The organism is Chromohalobacter sarecensis, assembly GCF_023061135.1.
In the GTDB taxonomy this organism is placed as follows: domain Bacteria; phylum Pseudomonadota; class Gammaproteobacteria; order Pseudomonadales; family Halomonadaceae; genus Chromohalobacter; species Chromohalobacter sarecensis.
In genome coordinates, this window is the sequence record NZ_JAKGAN010000001.1 from 1 (window position 1) to 18,691 (window position 18,691).

The 18,691-nt window shown below is 62.2% G+C and carries 19 protein-coding genes and 3 tRNA genes; 15 read left to right on the forward strand and 7 right to left on the reverse strand.

The genetic code is table 11. The annotated features are described in order from the left end of the window. The first annotated feature begins 175 nt into the window (after positions 1 to 175). Complete coding sequence (fliD, locus tag L1071_RS00005; protein WP_246967134.1) at positions 176 to 1,504, forward strand: flagellar filament capping protein FliD; 1,329 nt, start codon at positions 176 to 178, stop codon at positions 1,502 to 1,504. A gap of 73 nt (positions 1,505 to 1,577) precedes the next feature. Here the strand turns inward: fliD and hisC are convergent, their stop codons facing one another. Further along, positions 1,578 to 2,633, reverse strand: a complete 1,056-nt coding sequence (gene hisC, locus L1071_RS00010) for a histidinol-phosphate transaminase (RefSeq protein ID WP_246967136.1) — start codon at positions 2,631 to 2,633, stop codon at positions 1,578 to 1,580. 195 nt (positions 2,634 to 2,828) lie between these two features. Between hisC and L1071_RS00015 the strand changes: the two genes are divergently transcribed. From L1071_RS00015 to mnmH, 5 genes are all read left to right on the forward strand, one after another. Further along, entirely contained in the window at positions 2,829 to 3,926 is a 1,098-nt protein-coding gene (locus tag L1071_RS00015) for an alkene reductase (protein ID WP_246901230.1), read from the forward strand. A gap of 102 nt (positions 3,927 to 4,028) precedes the next feature. Next, positions 4,029 to 4,487: a copper resistance protein NlpE N-terminal domain-containing protein gene (locus L1071_RS00020; protein WP_246901232.1), complete on the forward strand. Its 459-nt coding sequence runs from the start codon at positions 4,029 to 4,031 to the stop codon at positions 4,485 to 4,487. A 133-nt stretch (positions 4,488 to 4,620) separates the two neighbouring features. Beyond that, positions 4,621 to 5,997 (forward strand): DNA repair protein RadA, encoded by a 1,377-nt coding sequence (gene radA, locus L1071_RS00025; protein WP_246967138.1) that lies wholly within the window; start codon positions 4,621 to 4,623, stop codon positions 5,995 to 5,997. A gap of 54 nt (positions 5,998 to 6,051) precedes the next feature. Then, positions 6,052 to 7,089, forward strand: a complete 1,038-nt coding sequence (gene selD, locus L1071_RS00030; RefSeq protein WP_246967141.1) for a selenide, water dikinase SelD — start codon at positions 6,052 to 6,054, stop codon at positions 7,087 to 7,089. After that, positions 7,086 to 8,171, forward strand: a complete 1,086-nt coding sequence (gene mnmH, locus L1071_RS00035; protein ID WP_246967144.1) for a tRNA 2-selenouridine(34) synthase MnmH — start codon at positions 7,086 to 7,088, stop codon at positions 8,169 to 8,171. Before selD ends, mnmH begins: the two co-directional genes overlap by 4 nt. Before the next feature lie 22 nt (positions 8,172 to 8,193). Here the strand turns inward: mnmH and L1071_RS00040 are convergent, their stop codons facing one another. Further along, the gene (locus tag L1071_RS00040) at positions 8,194 to 8,901 is read right to left on the reverse strand and encodes a type 1 glutamine amidotransferase (RefSeq protein ID WP_246967147.1); all 708 of its coding nucleotides are present in this window, start codon (positions 8,899 to 8,901) and stop codon (positions 8,194 to 8,196) included. Between the two features lie 81 nt (positions 8,902 to 8,982). Between L1071_RS00040 and L1071_RS00045 the strand changes: the two genes are divergently transcribed. After that, the gene (locus L1071_RS00045; RefSeq protein ID WP_040239486.1) at positions 8,983 to 9,279 is read left to right on the forward strand and encodes an MGMT family protein; all 297 of its coding nucleotides are present in this window, start codon (positions 8,983 to 8,985) and stop codon (positions 9,277 to 9,279) included. Between the two features lie 28 nt (positions 9,280 to 9,307). Further along, positions 9,308 to 9,904, forward strand: a complete 597-nt coding sequence (locus L1071_RS00050; RefSeq protein ID WP_246967150.1) for a YjaG family protein — start codon at positions 9,308 to 9,310, stop codon at positions 9,902 to 9,904. Between the two features lie 10 nt (positions 9,905 to 9,914). Here L1071_RS00050 and hisF read toward each other — a convergent pair whose 3' ends face one another. From hisF to hisB, 4 genes are read right to left on the reverse strand one after another with little or no spacing between them, the layout of a single operon-like run. Further along, positions 9,915 to 10,688: an imidazole glycerol phosphate synthase subunit HisF gene (hisF, locus tag L1071_RS00055; protein WP_246967153.1), complete on the reverse strand. Its 774-nt coding sequence runs from the start codon at positions 10,686 to 10,688 to the stop codon at positions 9,915 to 9,917. A 2-nt stretch (positions 10,689 to 10,690) separates the two neighbouring features. Then, positions 10,691 to 11,440, reverse strand: coding sequence for a 1-(5-phosphoribosyl)-5-[(5-phosphoribosylamino)methylideneamino]imidazole-4-carboxamide isomerase (gene hisA / locus L1071_RS00060; protein ID WP_246967156.1), 750 nt, complete (start codon positions 11,438 to 11,440; stop codon positions 10,691 to 10,693). A gap of 60 nt (positions 11,441 to 11,500) precedes the next feature. Further along, positions 11,501 to 12,142, reverse strand: coding sequence for an imidazole glycerol phosphate synthase subunit HisH (hisH, locus tag L1071_RS00065; RefSeq protein ID WP_246967159.1), 642 nt, complete (start codon positions 12,140 to 12,142; stop codon positions 11,501 to 11,503). 28 nt (positions 12,143 to 12,170) lie between these two features. Continuing rightward, positions 12,171 to 12,764 carry an imidazoleglycerol-phosphate dehydratase HisB gene (gene hisB / locus L1071_RS00070; RefSeq protein ID WP_246967163.1) on the reverse strand — a complete coding sequence of 198 codons (594 nt, stop codon included), beginning with the start codon at positions 12,762 to 12,764 and terminating at the stop codon, positions 12,171 to 12,173. A 206-nt stretch (positions 12,765 to 12,970) separates the two neighbouring features. Between hisB and L1071_RS00075 the strand changes: the two genes are divergently transcribed. The 7 genes from L1071_RS00075 (at position 12,971) to L1071_RS00105 (ending at position 17,621) form a co-directional block, all read left to right on the forward strand. After that, a complete protein-coding gene (locus tag L1071_RS00075; RefSeq protein ID WP_246967166.1) occupies positions 12,971 to 13,426 on the forward strand; it encodes an acetyl-CoA sensor PanZ family protein in 456 nt (151 codons plus the stop codon). Next, positions 13,423 to 15,792: an AsmA family protein gene (locus L1071_RS00080; protein WP_246967169.1), complete on the forward strand. Its 2,370-nt coding sequence runs from the start codon at positions 13,423 to 13,425 to the stop codon at positions 15,790 to 15,792. Before L1071_RS00075 ends, L1071_RS00080 begins: the two co-directional genes overlap by 4 nt. 114 nt (positions 15,793 to 15,906) lie before the next feature. Then, complete coding sequence (gene mutY, locus L1071_RS00085; RefSeq protein ID WP_246967172.1) at positions 15,907 to 16,968, forward strand: A/G-specific adenine glycosylase; 1,062 nt, start codon at positions 15,907 to 15,909, stop codon at positions 16,966 to 16,968. A gap of 42 nt (positions 16,969 to 17,010) precedes the next feature. Further along, positions 17,011 to 17,283, forward strand: coding sequence for an oxidative damage protection protein (locus L1071_RS00090; protein WP_246901259.1), 273 nt, complete (start codon positions 17,011 to 17,013; stop codon positions 17,281 to 17,283). Between the two features lie 84 nt (positions 17,284 to 17,367). Then, positions 17,368 to 17,443, forward strand: a tRNA-Phe gene (locus tag L1071_RS00095). Between the two features lie 6 nt (positions 17,444 to 17,449). Beyond that, positions 17,450 to 17,524 (forward strand) — tRNA-Gln (locus L1071_RS00100). Between the two features lie 21 nt (positions 17,525 to 17,545). Further along, positions 17,546 to 17,621, forward strand: a tRNA-Thr gene (locus tag L1071_RS00105). Positions 17,622 to 17,673: 52 nt separating this feature from the next. Here the strand turns inward: L1071_RS00105 and L1071_RS00110 are convergent. Further along, positions 17,674 to 18,690 carry a phage integrase gene (locus L1071_RS00110; protein WP_246967174.1) on the reverse strand — a complete coding sequence of 339 codons (1,017 nt, stop codon included), beginning with the start codon at positions 18,688 to 18,690 and terminating at the stop codon, positions 17,674 to 17,676. Position 18,691 lies beyond the last annotated feature (1 nt).

Here is an 18,691-nt window from a genome sequence, read left to right on the forward strand (position 1 = left end):
AACGCTTTAATATCGGCCATCAAAGCGAAAACTTTAACCTTTTGAATGCCGGGATTCGCGGTGGTTTTCGTTGCTATTCTCCCTCCCTAATATGCTAGAGGTCTGCTAGGGTATGACACAGACATCAGCAGACGTAAGCTTGCGATGAAACGTATCTAAAAGGGGAAGAAGCGGTATGGCTTCCATCTCGTCATTAGGCGTTGGCTCCGGCCTTGATCTCAACGGGCTGCTTGATCAACTTCAAGAGGCCGAGCAAGAAAAACTCGTGCCGATCCAGCAGCAGCAGGCCGAGCAAGACACGAAGATATCGGCTTATGGCCAGCTGCAGGGTGCCTTGTCGAAAGTGCAATCAGCTGCAAGCGATCTCAATGACCCCGAGCTCTTCAATAGTGTGACCAGCAACGTCGAAGGGGATAGCGCGGAAGCGGCTGCTACGCCCGATGCGCCGCCAGGGCGTTACAACGTTGATGTAGAGCGCATGGCCACCGCATCCAGCATCGCGACCCAAGGCGTTGACGAAGAAGCCGTTCTTAACGAAGGCGCTGACGCCACTATTGATATTTCCTTGGGTGACGGCTCCTCGCAGAGCGTTGCGGTGGAGGCGGGAAGTACGCTGGGTGACGTTCGGGATGCCATCAACGCGAGCGATGCCGGGACGAGCGCGTCTGTCGTGTTCGATGGTGATCAAAGCCGCCTGGCGCTTTCGTCTGAATCGACGGGTGAAGACGCTCGTATCGACAACGTCGAGTTTACAGGTCTCGATGGCTTGGCACTGGATGACGCCACCAAAATTGAGGGCCAGGATGCCAAGTTGAACGTCAATGGCATTGAGATTAACAGTGCCAGCAATCAGGTTGAAGATGCGATCCAGGGTACGACGCTGAGCCTGACAGACACGGGCGAGTCCACGGTGACGGTGGCGCGCGACGAAGAGTCGATCCGTGGCGCCATTACGGGGTTCGTCGACAGTTACAATGATATGAAGTCGACTACCGCCGACCTCACCAGCTTCAGCTCCGAGGATGGCGAGACGCAAGCCGGCGACTTGCTGGGTGACAGCACGACGCGCATGGCGGAGTCTCGCTTACGCAGTACGATGACCGAAAGCGTCGATGGAGATGGTCTGCAGACGCTGGAAGATGCTGGTATTTCGATGAATGTCGATGGTGAGCTGGAAATCGACGAGGAACAACTTGATGAATCTTTAGCGACCCAGCCCGGTGCGGTTCAAACGCTATTCGCGGGGACTGACGAATCGACGGGTATCGCGGGAAGAGTCGAGGAAGAGCTGGATACCATGCTAGGTGAGAACGGCATGGTGGAAGGCGCTGTAACTGGCGCCGAGAACCAGATGGACCGTCTCGACGAGCGTTATGCTTCGATGGAAGACAGCATCGCGGGCACGGTAGACCGCTATCGTACCCAGTTCCAGGAACTCGACAGCATGGTCTCCGAGATGAATCAGACCAGCGACTACCTTACTCAGCAATTGTCGGCGATGTAATCATCCGCGGCTGTAACGCCGGTCATGATCGACGCCCGCCTCGTGCGGGCGTCTTTCTGTGTGGCCCGCCTCGCTAGCGACACACGGCCTCGAGTGCTTCCACTAAACTCGTCATTTCGTCATCCGTACCGATGCTGATGCGCAAGAAGTCGCTCAATGCTTCCTTGTTGAAATGACGCACTAGGATGCCCCGTTCACGCAAGGCGTCGAATAACATGCTTGCCTGGTAAGCGTCGTGCCGTACGAACAGGAAATTGGTCTGCGAAGGCAATACTTCGAAGCCAAGCGTTTCGAGTTGGTGCTTTGCCCACTCGCGCGTTGCGATGACGCGTTCGCGGCAGGCATCGAAGTAGGCACGATCCCGCAGTGCGGCGATGCCCGCCTCGATGGTGATGCTGTCGACAGGGAAGGAATTGAAGGAGTCCTTGACGCGCTCCAGTCCCTCGATCAGTTCTCGCGAGCCGATCGCAAAGCCCAGGCGCAACCCGGCCAGGCTGCGTGATTTGGAGAACGTTCCCGTCACCAGCAGGTTGGGAAAGCGCGCGACCAGAGGGATCGTGCTTTCCCCGCCGAAGTCCACATAGGCTTCATCGACCAGTACCACGCTCTCGGTATTACGCTCGAGCAAGGCAGCGATCGCCTTGCGCGGATGCCCGTGCCCGGTCGGTGCGTTGGGGTTGGCGAAGACGATGCCGCCATTGTCGGTATCGAAGGCCGTCAGGGGCACGCGCCATTGGTCATCCAGTGCCACGCTTCGGTAGGCCACATCGTAGAGCTTGCAGTAGACCGGATAGAAGCTATAGGAAATCGCCGGCATCAGCAGCGGCTTCGGTTGCCGGAAGAACGCCTGAAAGGCCAGTGCCAAGACCTCGTCGGAGCCGTTGCCGACGAATACCTGCTCGGTCGCGACGCCGTATTCCTGTGCCAGTGCCTCGCGAAGCGCAGTGGCATTAGGGTCTGGGTAGAGGCGCAGATGATCGGCCGGGAAATCGCGTAGCGCCTGCTCGACGCCGGGCGCGGGCGGATAGGGATTCTCGTTGGTATTGAGTTTGATAAGACGCTCGCGCGGTTGCTCTCCCGGTACATAAGGAGTTAGCTCACGCACGGCGGGACTCCAGAACTTGCTCATGAAAGCTCGCACAGGCAGTGATGAGGTAGACGTCCATGGTGACGCGACGCCTCGTGACGCGCAAGATGCACCGTGTTTTACAGATCTGTTATTAGCCGATGTGGAACGTTTCGAGGGACCGGCCCTTGATTAGTGCTCTAACGACCTCATCTCTTGCACATCGTGATGATTACCAAGAGTTCTACAGGAGGCGACATGGCCTACGATTCGCTGCTTTCACCGCTCACCATGGGCAAGCTGACGCTCCCCAACCGCGTGTTGATGGCGCCGCTGACCCGTGCACGCACGCCAGACATGGTGCCCAAGGCGCTGCAGCAAACCTATTATGCGCAGCGCGCCGATGCCGGCTTGATCATCAGCGAGGCGACGAACATCTCTCCCACTGCGCGGGGCTATGTCTATACGCCGGGCATCTATACCGACGAGCAGGAAGCCGGTTGGCGGGGTGTCGTGGATAGCGTGCATCGTGCCGGCGGGCGGATCGCCTTGCAGCTGTGGCACGTGGGCCGGATCTCGCATCACAAGGTCCAGCCGGGTGGCCAACCGCCGGTGGCGCCGAGCGCGCTACGCGCAGAAGGCGCCAACTGTTTCCTCGAGTTCGATGACGGCAGCTCGGGCCAGTACCCGACCAGTACGCCACGGGCCCTGGAAACCGACGAGATTCCCGCGCTGATCGACGACTATCGCCAGGCCGCCAAACGCGCCAAGCGTGCCGGATTCGACATGGTCGAAGTGCATGCCGCCAATGCGTACCTGCTGCAGCAGTTCATGGCAACGGGCTCGAATAAGCGTACTGACCGCTATGGCGGCAACTTGGTCAACCGGGCACGCCTGGTTCTGGAAGTCGTCGATGCCGTCAGCGAGGTCGTGGGGGCCGATCGAGTCGGGATTCGTATCTCGCCGTTCATCGAGATCTTCGGCCTGAGCGACGACGAATCGGAGGCGATGGCCTTCTATCTGGCCGAGCAACTGACGCGTCGTGGTATTGCGTATCTGCATGTCAACGAGCCCGACTGGACCGGCGAGGGGCCCCAACTGACCGACACCTTCCGTCGTGAGTTGCGTCAGCGCTTCCCGGGAACGCTGATTTACTGCGGACACTACACCGCCGAGCGCACCGAGGCGTTGATTCGCGATGGCTTGGGCGACGGTGCGGCCTTCGGGCGTCCGTATATCGCCAACCCCGATCTGGTCGAACGCTTCCGTCGCGAGAGCACGCTCAATGAGCCTGACCCGGCAACGTTCTACGGTGGTGGCGCCGAGGGTTATACGGACTATCCGACATTATCATGAGGTCTAAGCCTGCAAAGGGTGTCCGATAGCGTCACATGACGCTATGCTGTGACCCACGGGGCCGCGGGAGCGGCCCAGGACCCATTGGTTAGGAGGACTATCATGCAGATCAGGACGTTGCTCGCCGGTTCAGCCATGCTCGCCGTGCTCGCCGGTTGTGCCACGGGCACCTCGCAGCAAGGCCAGCCTGGTGCGTCGGAGCAAGCCGAACAGCCGACCGTTTATACCGGCACCTTGCCGTGCCGCAACTGCGACGGTATCGACCTTGAAGTGCAACTGATGGGTGACGAAGACGCGACGGCGGAAGAGCGCACCTTCGAGTTGCAAGCCGAATATCGCAACCATCCGGAGAATCCGCCGGCCGAAGAATACGACGGCCAGTGGGAAGTCATCGATGGCGCTGCGGAAGATCCCGAGGCGACCGTCTACGAGCTGACGCCCGAGGGCGAAGGGCAGATCTATTACTTCCAGAAGCTCGACGCCAATACGCTGGAACTGATCGACCCGCAACTGCGTCGCTTCGAGAACGGTGAGACGCTGCGTCTGCAACGCCAGCAGTAATCGCGTTCTCGTATCACCGAAAAGGCGGCCCACGGGCCGCCTTTTGCATGTCCGGTCTTCCCGTGGCGCATACCTGGACGAGGCGATGCCGGGCGTGATGATAGAATGCCGGTGATCAGCAAGGAGCGACGACATGGCCAAGGCGAAGAGTGCCTTCGTGTGCACCGAATGCGGTGCCGAATACAATAAGTGGCAAGGGCAGTGTTCGAGCTGCCGTGAGTGGAATACGCTCAGCGAAGTGCGCCTGGGCAGCGCTCGATCTCACGCGCAATCACCGTCGACGACGGGGCGTAGCGGCTATGCGGGATTAGTCTCGCGCGACGTGGTCGATCTGGGCGAGGTCGATCTCACCGAAGTACCGCGTTTCTCGTCTTCCTTCGGCGAGTTCGACCGCGTGCTGGGCGGTGGCCTCGTGCCGGGCTCGGCGGTGCTGTTGGGGGGCAACCCCGGCGCCGGCAAGTCGACGTTGCTGCTGCAGACCGCCTGCAAGCTGGCCCAGTCGCACAAGGTAGTGTATGTCACCGGCGAGGAATCGCTCTCCCAGGTAGCGATGCGCGCGCATCGGCTTCAACTGCCGGTCAAGGGACTCAACATGCTTGCCGAGACCAGCATCGAAACGGTGCTTGCGGTCGCCGAGCGTGAAAAGCCCGCCGTGCTGATCATCGACTCGATCCAGACCATGCACCTGGAGGACATCAGCTCGGCGCCCGGTGGCGTGGCGCAGGTGCGCGAATCCTCGGCGGCGTTGACGCGTTTCGCCAAGCAGTCGAACACCGTGCTGATGCTGGTCGGGCACGTGACCAAGGACGGCACGCTGGCCGGCCCCAAGGTGCTGGAGCACATGATCGATGCCTCGTTGCTGCTCGAGGGCGGGGCGGACTCGCGATTCCGCACCCTGCGCGGGCAGAAGAACCGCTTCGGCGCGGTCAACGAGCTGGGCGTGTTCGCGATGCTCGAGCACGGCCTCAAGGAGGTCAAGAACCCCAGCGCCATCTTCCTCTCCCGCGCCGAGGAACAAGCGCCCGGCAGCCTGGTGATGGTGGTCTGGGAAGGCACACGGCCGATTCTCGTCGAGGTACAGGCATTGCTCGACGACTCGGCCCTGGGCAATCCGCGGCGCATCGCCGTGGGGCTCGATCAGAACCGTCTGGCGATGCTGTTGGCCGTGTTGCACAAGCACGGCGGCTTGTTTACCGGCGATCAGGACGTCTTCCTCAACGTGGTCGGTGGCGTCAAAGTGCTCGAGACCAGTGCTGACCTGGCCGTGTTGCTGGCTGTCGTCTCCAGCCTGCAGAACCGTAATTTACCGCGTGAACTGGTGGCTTTCGGCGAAGTGGGGCTGTCGGGCGAGATTCGCCCCGTGCCCAGCGGCCAAGAGCGCATCGTCGAAGCCGCCAAGCACGGTTTCACGCGTGCCATCGTGCCGCGGGCTAACGCTCCCCGGCAGGCGCCCGAGGGCATGGAGGTGATCGCCGTCGATAAACTCGGCGATGCCTTGGAAGCCCTGTAAACGCTGGCGCGCCGCTCATGTAGAATGGAGCAAACGATTGCCAAGGAGTGCCCCATGAGTGCCATTCGCCTGACGCAATACAGCCACGGCGCCGGTTGTGGCTGCAAGATCGCCCCCGACGTGCTGGATAGCATCCTGTCCAAGGCGGGTCCCGGTGCCACCGACAAGCGCTTGATCGTGGGTAACAAGGGCCGCGAAGACGCCGCGGTCTATGACCTCGGCGACGGCCGCGGTCTTATTTCGACGACCGATTTCTTCATGCCCATCGTCGACGACCCCTTCGACTTTGGGCGTATCGCCGCCATCAACGCCATCAGCGATGTCTACGCCATGGGCGGCACGCCGATCATGGCACTGGGGATTCTCGGTTGGCCGATCGACAAGTTGGCCGCCGAAATCGCCGGCGACGTGGTGGGCGGTGCGCAGTCGATCTGCCGCGAGCTGGGCCTGGCCTTGGCCGGCGGGCACTCCATCGATTCCCCTGAGCCGATCTTCGGCCTGTCAGTGAATGGCCTGGTGGATCTCGAGCATCTCAAGCTCAACAGCAACGCCAAGGCAGGCGACTTGCTGTATCTCACCAAGCCATTGGGGGTGGGGCTTCTGACCACAGCCGAAAAGCATGGCTGGTTGGAATCCGGTCACCAGGGGCTGGCGCGCCGAACGATGCTGAAGTCCAACCGGATCGGGATCGAGATGGCCAAGGTCCAGGGCGTGCATGCGATGACCGATGTCACCGGTTTTGGCTTGGCGGGCCACCTCAGCGAGGTCTGCCAGGCGAGCGGTCTCAAGGCACGGATCGACTTTGCCAAGCTGCCCCGGCTCGCCGAGGCTGAAGCGTACCGGCGGCGCGGGGCGGTGCCTGGCGGCACGCAGCGCAACCGTCAGGCGCTGGGCGAGGCCTTGCCCGATATGGATGCGGCGCACTGGCAGTGGTTGTGCGACCCGCAGACCTCGGGTGGCCTGCTGCTGAGCGTCGATCCCGCCTGGGCGGATGACGTCGAGCGCATCGGCCGTCAATACGGCATCAAGCTGGAAGCCTTCGGCGAGATGCGTCCCGCGAGTGGCGCGAGTGTGATCGAGGTGCGTGGGTGAGCCTACCGCAGATCGCGCCAGGGTTGGCGCTGCTCGAGCGCCCGCTGATCGATGTGCGTGCCCCGGTGGAATTCGAACAGGGCGCCTTGCCGGGTGCCGTCAACCTGCCGTTGATGGACGATGCCGAACGCCAGGCGGTGGGAATTCGCTATAAGGAGGCCGGTCAGGCCGCCGCCATCGAGCTGGGCACGCAGTTGGTGGGCGGTGCCCTTAAGCGGCGTCGTGTGGCGGCATGGCAGGCGTTTGCCGAGCGTCATCCTCAAGCGCTGATCTATTGTTTTCGGGGCGGACTGCGTTCGCAAATCGCGCAGCAGTGGCTAGAGGAGGCGGGCATCACCCTGCCGCGTATCCAGGGCGGCTGGAAGGCCATGCGCCAGTGCCTGAATGCCGAGATCACCACGGCGGCAACGCGGCCGACGCTGGTCGTGGCCGGCCTCACCGGCAGCGCCAAGACCGAGTTGATTCAACGTCTCGACACGGGCGTCGACCTCGAAGGCCATGCTCGACACAAGGGCTCCGCGTTCGGGCGGCACCCTTTGCAGGGGCCGTCGCAGATCGATTTCGAGCATGCGCTGGGCGTGGCGCTATCGCGTATGCCGCACGGCTGCGTGGTAGAGGATGAGTCACGCATGATCGGGCGGCTGGATATTCCCCTGTCCTTCTGGCGGACCATGGAAGCGGCGCCGCGTATTCGCGTGGAGATGCCGCTGGACTGGCGCCTCGAACAGATCCGCAAGGACTATATCGAGACCCTTTGGCAGACCTACCGTGGCCACTATGGCGAGTGGCTGGGCTGGGCGTTGATGCGCAAGCAGCTTTCCAGCGCGCTCAAGCGTGTGCGTAAGCGTCTGGGCAGTGCGCGTTTCCAACGTCTGCAACGCTTGCAGGCGCTGGCCTTCCGCGAACACCAGCGGGGCAATACCCAGGCGCACGAAGCTTGGCTCGCGCCGCTGATGCTCGAATACTACGATCCCATGTACCGCTATCAGCTTGAACAGTCTCCCCACGAGGCGCTGCATGTCGGCGACTGGGAGAGCTGTCTGGCCTTTGCCCAGGACTGGTCAGCGTCGCTTGTACGCTAGGTGCACCCGGCTCGCTTTTAGCCTAAGGCCGGCGCGCGTGCCGCAGCCAGTCGAGCATGACGCGGTCGAGCAAGGGGGCCAGACGATCGAAACGCCGCGGTTCCTCCATGACCGTCTCGCGGGATTGCAGATAAGCGCCGTCGGTAGCCGCGAGCCGCTCATCGAATGCCGCCAGGTGATCGTAAAGGGCGCTGACCGAGGCGGTGGTGGCCTCCAGATGACATTGCAGTGCCACCACTCGGCCGCTGTCCCAGGCGAAGCCTTGCAACGGGCTGGCGGGGCTGCCGCCCAGAGGCAAGGCCTCATCCGGCAAGCCGAAGACATCGTGATGCCAAGTGAATGCCTCGAAGCGCTCGGGGAGGTCGAAGGGACTCTCGTCGGCCAGGGTGATAGGCTGCCAGCCGCGCTCGGCATAGGTGCCCCGAGAGACGATGGCGCCCAGCGCCTCGGCGATCAACTGCGCACCGACACCGACGCCGAGCAGCGGCTTGCCGCTCTTGAGCATGCGCGCGATCAACTTGCGCTCGCGCTTGAGCCACGTCGGCGGCGCGTCCTCGTGGAGCCCGAACGGCGCGTCGAGCACGATCAAGGCATCGAAGTTGTCGAAACGCGGCGGTGCCTCGTCCGCGTATAAGTGGCAGGTATTATGGCTGTGGCCCATGCCCGTCAGCCAATCGGCGAAGCGCGCCGGGCCGAGGTAATCTGCGTGCTGAAGAAAGTAGATATGCATGATGCGCCCATGATGGTAAAGCCGTCCCCCCGCAGCAAGTGGGGTCGTCGAGGAGTAGTGGGTCGTCGGAGGAGAGCTAGCATGCCGCGAGCTGAGGTACTTGAACAGATTTATACCATCGTCGCTCAGATTCCTGAGGGGCGAGTGACCACGTATGGGCGTATCGCGAACATGACCGATGGCGCCACGGCGCGCATGGTGGGAAGTGCCATGCGCCATCTGCCCAGCGGCCACGGGCTGCCCTGGCATCGTGTCATCAATGCCAGCCGGCGCGTGACCGAGCACACCGGCGCCGTGCGCCAGCATGAAAAGCTGCGCGCCGAGGGCGTCGTGTTCGATGCCCGTGGCCGCGTGCTCCAAGATATACTCTGGCCCTGACCTTGACGCATCCTCCGAGGAGTAAGCTATGACAGCGTCCGCCGACGGCTTCCACGCCCGTCTGGATCAATTGCCCGCGCGAGCCCGGCAGGCCTTCATGGCGGCCGTGATCGAGCGCATGCTGCCCAACTATGCACTGTATGCCCAGATGAGCGGCAGCGGCGACGCCAAGGTGCTGCGCAACGTGCTCGACCTGGCGTGGGAAGCGCTGGCCGTGAAGGATGCGGCGATCGACTTCGACAAGCAGGCCGAGAAACTCGCCGAGCAGGAACCGCCGGAAAACGACGATAGCTTCGGCGCGCGCCGCGCGGTCGAGGTGGTCATGGCCTTGACGGCACTGCTCGACGCCTTGCGTAGTGAAGCCTCGGAGTCGCCGCGTGACGTGAGCCGTTTGTCACGCGATGGCGTGCATGCCTACATCGAGATGACCGACGGCGCGGACGACGATGCCGAGCGGCTGGCGGTACGCGTGCGTGAGCACCCGTTGATGGACGACGAGCACGGCTTCCAGGAAGCGGTGCTAGAGCACGTCGAGGCGCCGCTGACGCGTGACGCGCTCAAGTCGCTGCGACGCCTGGGGCGTAACGAAGGCGTCAGCAACCTGGGGCTCAGCGCCGAGGGATAAGAGACGTGCGCTATAAACGCATTTCGATCCCATGCTCCGCCATATAACGCTTGGCGTCGGGAATGGTGTACTCACCGAAGTGGAAGATACTCGCGGCAAGCACGGCGTCCGCACCGCCTTCCTTGACGCCTGCGACCAAGTGATCGAGGTCGCCGACGCCGCCGGAGGCGATGATCGGAACGCTGACGGCATCGGCGATGGCGCGGGTCACCCCCAGGTCGAACCCGGCCTTGGTGCCGTCGCGATCCATGCTGGTCAGTAGCAGTTCTCCCGCCCCAAGCTCGACCATCTTGCACGCCCACTCCACGGCATCGAGCCCGGTGGGCTTGCGGCCGCCATGGGTGAAGATTTCCCAGCGCGGCGGCTCGCCCTCGCCAGAGACCCGCTTGGCGTCGATGGCGACCACGATGCACTGGCTACCGAAGCGCTCCGCCGCTTCTTGAACGAAGTCCGGATTGGTCACCGCGGCGGTGTTGATCGACACCTTGTCGGCGCCGGCATTGAGCATGGTGCGGATGTCGTCGCAGGTGCGAATGCCGCCGCCCACCGTCAACGGAATGAAGACTTCCCCGGCGATGCGTTCGACCATTTCCACCGTGGTGCCGCGATCCTCGTGGCTGGCGGTGATATCGAGGAAGGTGATCTCGTCGGCGCCCTGCTGGTTGTAGCGCTTGGCGACCTCGACCGGGTCACCGGCGTCGCGGATGCCGACGAAGTTGACGCCCTTGACCACGCGGCCGGCATCGACGTCGAGACAGGGAATGATGCGCTTGGCGAGTGCCATGATCAGCTTCTCCGTGTGGCTGGCGCGGCGTCGCACAGGCGCTGGGCCTCAGCGACGTCGAGTTTGCCTTCGTAGATGGCGCGCCCGGTAATGGCGCCGAGAATGCCTTCGTGTTCCACCTCGAGCAGGGCCCCGATGTCGCCCAGATGGGTGACGCCGCCGGAAGCGATCACCGGGAGACCGCCTTCGCGCGCCAGTTCGGCGGTGGCCGCGATGTTGACGCCCTGCATCATGCCGTCGCGGGCGATATCCGTGTACACGATCGAGGTGACGCCATCGTCGGCGAAACGCTTGGCCAGGTCTACGGCTTTGAGCGTCGAGACCTCGGCCCAGCCATCGGTGGCGACGTAGCCCTCGCGGGCGTCGAGTCCCACGATCACACGGCCCGGAAAGGCACGGCACATCTCGGTGACGAAGGCCGGCTGTTTGACGGCCTGGGTGCCGATGATGACGTAAGACACGCCTGCCTCGAGATAGGCCTCGATGGTCGCGGCGGTGCGAATGCCACCGCCGATCTGTATCGGTAGCTCGGGATAGGCGCGGGCGATGGCGGTCACCGCCTCGGCGTTCACCGGCTGGCCTTCGAAAGCACCGTTGAGATCCACCAGATGCAGCCGGCGGGCGCCGGTCTCGACCCAGCGCGCGGCCATGGCCACCGGATCGTCACCGTAGGTGGTCGAGTCGTCCATACGCCCCTGCTTGAGGCGGACGCACTGGCCGTCCTTGAGATCGATGGCGGGAATCACCAGCATGACGTGTCCTCTCGGTATACGTGTGGCGCCGCCGAAGGGCGGCATGTCCGACCTGGATGCTCAGGGCGTCCAAGTGACGAAATTCTCGAGCAAGCGTAACCCGTCGCGCGCGCTTTTCTCGGGGTGGAACTGCACGGCGAAGACCGGGCCGCGGCCAGTGGCGACATGCGCGGTATGCCCGCCGTATTCGGTAGTGCCGAAGATGTCGCTGTCTTCCTGTGCCTCGACGTAATAGCTGTGCACGAAATAAAAGCGTGCGTCGTCGTCGATCCCCGCCCAGAGCGGGTGGGTGTGGTGCTGCGTGACTCGGTTCCAGCCCATATGCGGCACTTTCAGACGCTGATTCTGGGCGTCACGCAGGTCACGCCCGAAGTGACGCACGCGCCCGGGCAAGTGGCCAAGGCAAGTCACGCCGCCGTTTTCCTCGCTTTTTTCCATCAACATCTGCTGGCCGACACAGATACCCAGCAACGGCTTGGCCTGGGCACGCAAGACTTCGTGCACCACGCCCTGCAGGTCGTTGCGTTGCAACTCGCCCATGCAGTCGCGAATCGCGCCTTGGCCGGGCAGCACCAGGCGGCTGGCGCCACGAATGCTGCGCGAATCGTCGGTGATGACCACGTTTTCATGTGTGACATGCTCCAACGCCTTAGCGACGGAGTGAAGGTTACCCATGCCGTAATCGATGACCGCAATCGTCATGCTCGCTCCTTAGCGCGTCGTGAGAGCCTCACAGGCTGCCTTTGGTGGAGGGCATCCGCCCGGTCATGCGGGGGTCGGGTTCCACCGCCATACGCAGTGCGCGGCCAAAGGCCTTGAAAATGGTTTCCGCCTGATGGTGGGCGTTGAAGCCTTTGAGGTTGTCGATGTGCAGCGTTACCTGGGCGTGATTGACGAAGCCCTGGAAGAACTCCCAGAACAACTGGGTGTCGAATCGGCCGATGTTCGCACGTGTGAATTCGACATCCATGCTTAGCCCCGGGCGCCCCGAGAAGTCTACCACGACGCGCGAAAGGGCTTCGTCCAGCGGTACGTAGGCATGGCCGTAACGCCGGATGCCGCGCTTGTCGCCGATGGCCTGGGCGAAGGCCTGCCCCAGGGTGATGCCGATGTCCTCGACGGTATGGTGAGCATCGATGTGCAGATCGCCCTGAGCCTTGATCTCCAGGTCGATCAGGCCGTGGCGGGCCACCTGATCGAGCATGTGATCGAGAAACGCGACGCCCGTCTCGGATTGGAAATGGCCCTCGCCGTCGAGGTTGATACGCACCTGGATCTGGGTCTCGTGGGTGTCGCGGGACACGGTAGCGACGCGCTCGGCCATAGGGGGTCTCCAGCACTTCGGACGTGAGCGGGGCGCGCGATGAAGGCGTGAATACGCCAGGCTCGCGGCGCCATGGAACGCTCATTATAGAGAATCGCCCCGGCCATCCGCTACAATGCCGGAAGTTCAGGGGCGATTTGCGCGTCCCTCCACCAACGCTCGAGGGGCCGTGACAGGGCCAGGGAGTTCGTCCGGGGAGAGCAGGCATGCCGGTGACCTTGCAGGAAATCGATCGCGCCGAGTGGGAGAAGGACGCCCAAGTGGCGCAGGATCTCGCGCGCATCTACCGCGATGCCCCCGCCGAGCGTCTTCCCGCGTCCGTCGAGCGCTTCATCGACGATCACTTCACCCAGGGCGGCACGTTTTGCTGCGCGTTATTCAACGCGCGGCGTCTGGGAGCGGTCGCCGTGCGTCGCGAAACTCGCGTATGGTGGTTGTCACATTTCTGCGTACGTGCCGAAACCCGGCATCGTGGCGTCGGCTCACGGCTATTGATGCTGATTGCCGAGCGCGCGCAAGGCGAAGCCTGTTCGCCGCGCGTTCCCACCACAGTGTTGATGATGGGGGACCAACTGTTGTTGACCCGACTTGGCTATCATCCCTCCGCCGACGGAACGTACTATGAATTTCATCCATTAGCGTCACAGGGAGGGCGCCGATGAAAGCGCTGCTGAGAGCATTGCTGGCGGTGGTCGGGGTGCTGGCCTTGATCGTGGTCGGCGCCGTGGTCTACATCACCACGTTCTTCGATCCCAACGACCTCAAGCCCCGGCTTGTCGAGGCGGTGCACGATCAAAGTGGTCTGGATCTCAATCTGGACGGCCCCTTGTCCTGGTCCTTCTATCCGCGTCTGGGTTTCAGTGTCGAACAAGCTGAGGTCTGGTTGCCCGAGCAATCTCATGACGCCGACGCCTTTGCGGCGTTCGACCGTGCCGAGGTCAGCGTGGCGTTCGCGCCGCTGCTCTCCGGCGAGGTGGCCGTGGAAGGGCTGACGCTGGATGGCATGCGGCTCAACCTCGAGCGTGACGCCGAAGGGCGCGGCAACTGGGAAGTGCTGCTCGATCGCATGGAGAGCGGCGGAGACCAGGCCGAGAAGGCCTTGGCACCGGCATCGGCAGGACCAGGGTTGAATGAGAACCCCGATAGCCTGCCCGTGGCGCTGGATATCGCCAGCGTCCAGGTACGCGACAGTCGCGTGCATTATCAGGACGCTCAGCGCGATCTGGATCTGACGCTCTCCAATCTCAGCATGGAAGGCAGCAACGTCAATCCCGATGCGGCCTTCCCATTGCAGATGGCGTTCGATCTCGACAGCCAAGCGCCTGCGCTGACCAGCCAGGTAAAGCTCAAGAGTCGTGTGCTCCTGGGTCTGCGCGACGGTCGCTATGAACTCAGCAACATGACCCTGGAAACCAGCACGCAGTGGCCAGCGCTTTCCGATCAGGCGCAGGGTATCAATCTGCAAGTCGGCCACCTACTGGCCGAGACGCAGGAGCAGCATTACCGGCTCGATGACGCCCAGCTCGATACGCGCCTTCACCACCCCGCCGTGAAGAGTAAGCCGCTGGGGTTGAGCCTGGGCTTCGATGGTGAAGCCGATCTCGACGCTCAAACCGCCCAGTTGCGTGATATCGCCTTGAGCGGCGACGACGACCTGGACCTGACGGGGACACTGAGCTTTACCGAATTGCTCGATGCGCCGCAGTACACTGGGCAGCTCAAGCTGGCGCCGCTGCCCCTGCGGGACTGGCTCGAGCGTTTCGACGCCCTGCCCGAGACCGGCGACAAGAAGGCGCTGAGCGAACTGGCCATGACCAGCCCCGTGCATGGCGATCTCCAGCGCATCAACTTCTCGAATCTCAGCCTATTGCTCGATGGCGAAACGCTGACCGGGGAATTGGGCGCCGGTTTCGATGGCCAGTGGTTGAGTTTCGACCTTCAGGGCGAACGTCTCGACCTGGACGCCTACCTGCCGCCCGCCGAAAAGAGTGACGAGGAAGCGGACCAGGATCAGAGCGAAGACACGGCGAGTGTCGTCGAAACGCTGGGCGTCTCGTCGGCCTATGCCGCCGCCGAGGGTGCCGGTTTGCTGCCCACCGAGTGGCTCTCCAACTTGACGCTGGATGGCAAGCTGGACGTGAATACCGTGATCCTCAAGGGCATGACGCTCCAGGACGTGGCACTGCGCGTGACGGGCGACGACGGGCGTCAGCGTCTGGAGTCGCTGTCGGCCAAGCTCTACGAGGGCACGTTCGACGCCCAGGGCAGCCTGGATCTGCGTCAATCGCCGTTGCGCCTGGCCATGACTCAGTCGCTCTCCGGCGTGCAGATCGCACCGCTGTACAAAGATATCAACGACGCGGAATCGCCCTTGCGCGGCCGGCTCAACCTGGAAAGCGATGTCACTTCGCAGACCAATCAGCTCGAATCGCTCAAGCGTCATCTCAACGGCACGGCCTCGCTACGCATCGACAATGGCGCGATGCTCGACGTCAATGTCTCGCGTCAGCTATGTACCGCCGCCGCCATGCTGGACGGCAACCAGTCGGATCGCGAATGGAGCGACGACACGCCCTTTGACACGCTGTCGGCGAGCCTTGATATCACCGATGGTGTGGCCCGCAACGACGATCTCGAAGTGCGTATTCCGGGCATCGAGATGACCGGCGCGGGCTCGTTCAACATTCCTACTGAGCGTTTCGATTACGACCTCAAGGCGCGCTTCATCGATACCGCCGACCAGAATGCCTGCCGGGTGACCTCACGCCTGCAGCAGGTAAGCCTGCCAGTGCGTTGTGAAGGACAACTGGGTGGAGAGTCGGGTGAATGGTGCCGTTTCGATCGCGAGGCCTTCCAGGACACGCTGGGAGAGCTGGCCAAGGACAAGGCCAAGCGCGAAGCCGGCGATAAGCTCGACGAAGCGCTGGAAGGCGAGCTCGACAGCGATACCGCGCGCAAGATCGACGAAACATTGGGAGAAGGCTCCGCCAAGGAACTTGGAGACAAGTTGCGTGGTCTATTCAAGTGAGCAAAGCCCATAGCCAGTCCCTGCGCCGACATCTGTCGGCGCTTTTTTTGGTATGTCCCTGACCTCTCATCCCCATGATCTAGCGGCGCCGCCGACGACTGGACGATAACGCTCATGCAGGAAATTCCGCTCACCGCCGACACTTTTCGTCGGCGGGTCTTCGAATGGTTCGACGTTCACGGACGCAAGACGCTGCCCTGGCAATTCGACAAGACGCCCTATCGCATCTGGGTGTCCGAGATCATGCTGCAGCAGACGCAAGTCGCCACGGTGATTCCCTACTATCAGCGCTTCATGGAGCGCTTTCCCGATGTCGCCGCCCTGGCGCGAGCGCCGCAAGACGAGGTGCTGCACCTGTGGACGGGGCTGGGGTATTACGCACGGGCGCGTAACCTGCACAAGGCGGCCCAGGTGGTGATGGACGAGCATGGCGGCGAGTTTCCGATGGACAGCGTCGAGGCGCTTTCCACGCTGCCCGGCATCGGGCGTTCCACGGCCGGCGCGATCATCAGCATCAGCACCGGCCGGCGCGCGCCGATCCTCGACGGCAACGTCAAGCGTGTGCTGACTCGCCTGCACGCCGTGGAAGGCTGGCCCGGCCGTCCTGCTGTGGAGCGTGAGCTATGGACGCTGGCGGAGCGTTACACGCCGGAGGAGCGGCTGGCCGACTACACCCAGGCGATGATGGACCTGGGGGCGACGCTGTGTACGCGAAGCAAGCCGGCATGCCTACTATGTCCTTTCGAAGATGTCTGCGTGGCGCATGCGCGTAGCGAAGAAACGCGCTTTCCCGAATCTAAACCGCGCAAAGCGCTGCCTGAGCGCGCCACACGGATGCTGGTGTTACGCGACCCACAGGGACGCGTCTTCCTTCAGCAGCGCCCGGCCAGCGGTCTGTGGGGCGGCCTGTGGAGCCTGCCTCAGTTCGATGACGAGCAAGCGCTACACGCCTGGCTCGATCAGCGCTTCCCCCACGCAAAGCGCGAGACGGATGGCGAGGCATTCACGCATACCTTCAGCCATTTTCGTTTGAAGATCACGCCCTCACCGGCGCGTCTGGAGGAGCTGCCTTCAGAGGTCGGCGAGGAAGGGGCGCTATGGTACGACGCCAAGGCGCCCGCTAGTGTAGGATTGGCCGCGCCGGTCAAGACACTACTCGATCGAGACGTTTCATAACCCCGTGTCATGACGAACCGCAATACGTTAGGAGTAAGCGCCATGAGCCAGACCGTCTTTTGCCGCAAGTACCAACAGGAGCTCGAGGCCCTGCCGTTTCCGCCGCTACCCGGTGCCAAGGGGCAGGAGATCCAGCAGACGGTTTCCAAGCAAGCCTGGGACGAATGGCAGGCGCAGCAGACCCGTCTGATCAACGAAAAGCACCTCAGCTTGCTGGACCCCGAAGCGCGTACCTACCTCATGGAACAGATGGAGCGCTTCCTCGATAACCGGGATACCGACCAGGCCGAAGGCTACGTACCCCCGAGCCAGTAAAGCAGGCCCGGTGGTCAGCATCTTTTTGAATTAAAAGGCTTGACCCGAACCGAAGAATTCGTTTTAATGCGTCCCCGTTGGAAGGGCCAGATAGCTCAGTCGGTAGAGCAGTGGATTGAAAATCCTCGTGTCGGCGGTTCGATTCCGTCTCTGGCCACCAATTTGCTGGGGTATAGCCAAGCGGTAAGGCACTGGTTTTTGGTATCAGCATGCGCAGGTTCGAATCCTGCTACCCCAGCCATCGTTAAGGGCTTTATGTTATGCCGACATAGCTCAGTTGGTAGAGCAACTGACTTGTAATCAGTAGGTCCCGGGTTCGACTCCTGGTGTCGGCACCATAGCTTAGCGACTGATTCTAAAGGCTTTTTTGGCCTTGAAAGAAACCGCCCCTCAGGGCGGTTTTTTTGTGGGTGTCCACATTTTGTCCACACCTGCCAACGGGTTCAATCTCACTGCATCTTCCAGGTGCTCCGGCGCGAAGTGCGCGTAACGCATGGTCATGGTCAGTGACTGATGGCCCAAGATGCGTTGTAAGACCAGGATATTCCCCCCGTTCATCATGAAGTGACTGGCGAAAGTGTGCCGTAGTACATGGGTCAATTGCCCAGATGGTAACTCGATGCCGGTTTCCTGAATTGCCTTCCTGAACGTCTTATAAGACGTAACGAAAAGACGGCCGATACGACGGCGCTTGCGAAGCTGACTGGCCAGTTGTGTCGGTATGGGGATGGTGCGACTTTTACCGGACTTGGTACCGGCGTAGGTAACACGATCCGGGCCGACTTTTTCCCCTCGCAGTGTTTCCGCTTCCGACCAGCGAGCCCCGGTAGTCAGGCACAGCAGCGTGATGAAGTAGCAATCCCGATTGGGGAGTCCCTTGAGGTAGTGAAGTAGCTGCGCGATCTGATCGTCATCGAGAAAGGCCATCTCGGTTTCTTCGACACGCAATAGCCGCATCCTGGCGAGGGGATTGCCATGCTCCCACAAGCCAAGCCGCTCGAGTTCTGAAAAGACGGCCTTCAGATAAGTGTGCTCATGGTTAACCGTGATCGGCGCGACCTCCTCGAGACGCTCGGTACGGTATTCGGCCCAGTCCTGGGCGGAGAAGGATCGTGCGATGGGATCGCCGAGGGCTTCAACGGTCTTGCGAAGGGAGCGCACACGTTCTCGAGACGCCTTGAGCGAGGTGCCGTGATGACGATACCAAAGCTCTACCAGTTCACTCAGACGACGCTGATCCTTTTTGGCCGGAGCGTAATGATTCCCATCGGCCACGGAGGCAAGGATGCGGTTTTCGAAACGACGTGCATCGGCCTGAGTTTTGAAGGTGCGGCGTACCCGCTTCCCATCACGTCCGTTAGGGCGGAGATCGACTTTCCAGCCGTCCTTTGTCTTTCGAATCGCCATG

Coding starts and splice junctions, on each gene's coding strand:
- L1071_RS00020 (WP_246901232.1), top strand. CDS start 4,029: ATGCAGATCAGGACGTTGCTCGCCGGTTCAGCCATGCTCGCCGTGCTC.
- L1071_RS00050 (WP_246967150.1), top strand. CDS start 9,308: ATGACAGCGTCCGCCGACGGCTTCCACGCCCGTCTGGATCAATTGCCC.
- hisA (WP_246967156.1), bottom strand. CDS start 11,440: ATGCTGGTGATTCCCGCCATCGATCTCAAGGACGGCCAGTGCGTCCGC.
- fliD (WP_246967134.1), top strand. CDS start 176: ATGGCTTCCATCTCGTCATTAGGCGTTGGCTCCGGCCTTGATCTCAAC.
- L1071_RS00045 (WP_040239486.1), top strand. CDS start 8,983: ATGCCGCGAGCTGAGGTACTTGAACAGATTTATACCATCGTCGCTCAG.
- L1071_RS00080 (WP_246967169.1), top strand. CDS start 13,423: ATGAAAGCGCTGCTGAGAGCATTGCTGGCGGTGGTCGGGGTGCTGGCC.
- L1071_RS00090 (WP_246901259.1), top strand. CDS start 17,011: ATGAGCCAGACCGTCTTTTGCCGCAAGTACCAACAGGAGCTCGAGGCC.
- selD (WP_246967141.1), top strand. CDS start 6,052: ATGAGTGCCATTCGCCTGACGCAATACAGCCACGGCGCCGGTTGTGGC.
- hisC (WP_246967136.1), bottom strand. CDS start 2,633: ATGAGCAAGTTCTGGAGTCCCGCCGTGCGTGAGCTAACTCCTTATGTA.
- hisB (WP_246967163.1), bottom strand. CDS start 12,764: ATGGCCGAGCGCGTCGCTACCGTGTCCCGCGACACCCACGAGACCCAG.
- L1071_RS00015 (WP_246901230.1), top strand. CDS start 2,829: ATGGCCTACGATTCGCTGCTTTCACCGCTCACCATGGGCAAGCTGACG.
- L1071_RS00040 (WP_246967147.1), bottom strand. CDS start 8,901: ATGCATATCTACTTTCTTCAGCACGCAGATTACCTCGGCCCGGCGCGC.
- L1071_RS00075 (WP_246967166.1), top strand. CDS start 12,971: ATGCCGGTGACCTTGCAGGAAATCGATCGCGCCGAGTGGGAGAAGGAC.
- L1071_RS00110 (WP_246967174.1), bottom strand. CDS start 18,690: ATGGCGATTCGAAAGACAAAGGACGGCTGGAAAGTCGATCTCCGCCCT.
- hisH (WP_246967159.1), bottom strand. CDS start 12,142: ATGACGATTGCGGTCATCGATTACGGCATGGGTAACCTTCACTCCGTC.
- mutY (WP_246967172.1), top strand. CDS start 15,907: ATGCAGGAAATTCCGCTCACCGCCGACACTTTTCGTCGGCGGGTCTTC.
- radA (WP_246967138.1), top strand. CDS start 4,621: ATGGCCAAGGCGAAGAGTGCCTTCGTGTGCACCGAATGCGGTGCCGAA.
- hisF (WP_246967153.1), bottom strand. CDS start 10,688: ATGGCACTCGCCAAGCGCATCATTCCCTGTCTCGACGTCGATGCCGGC.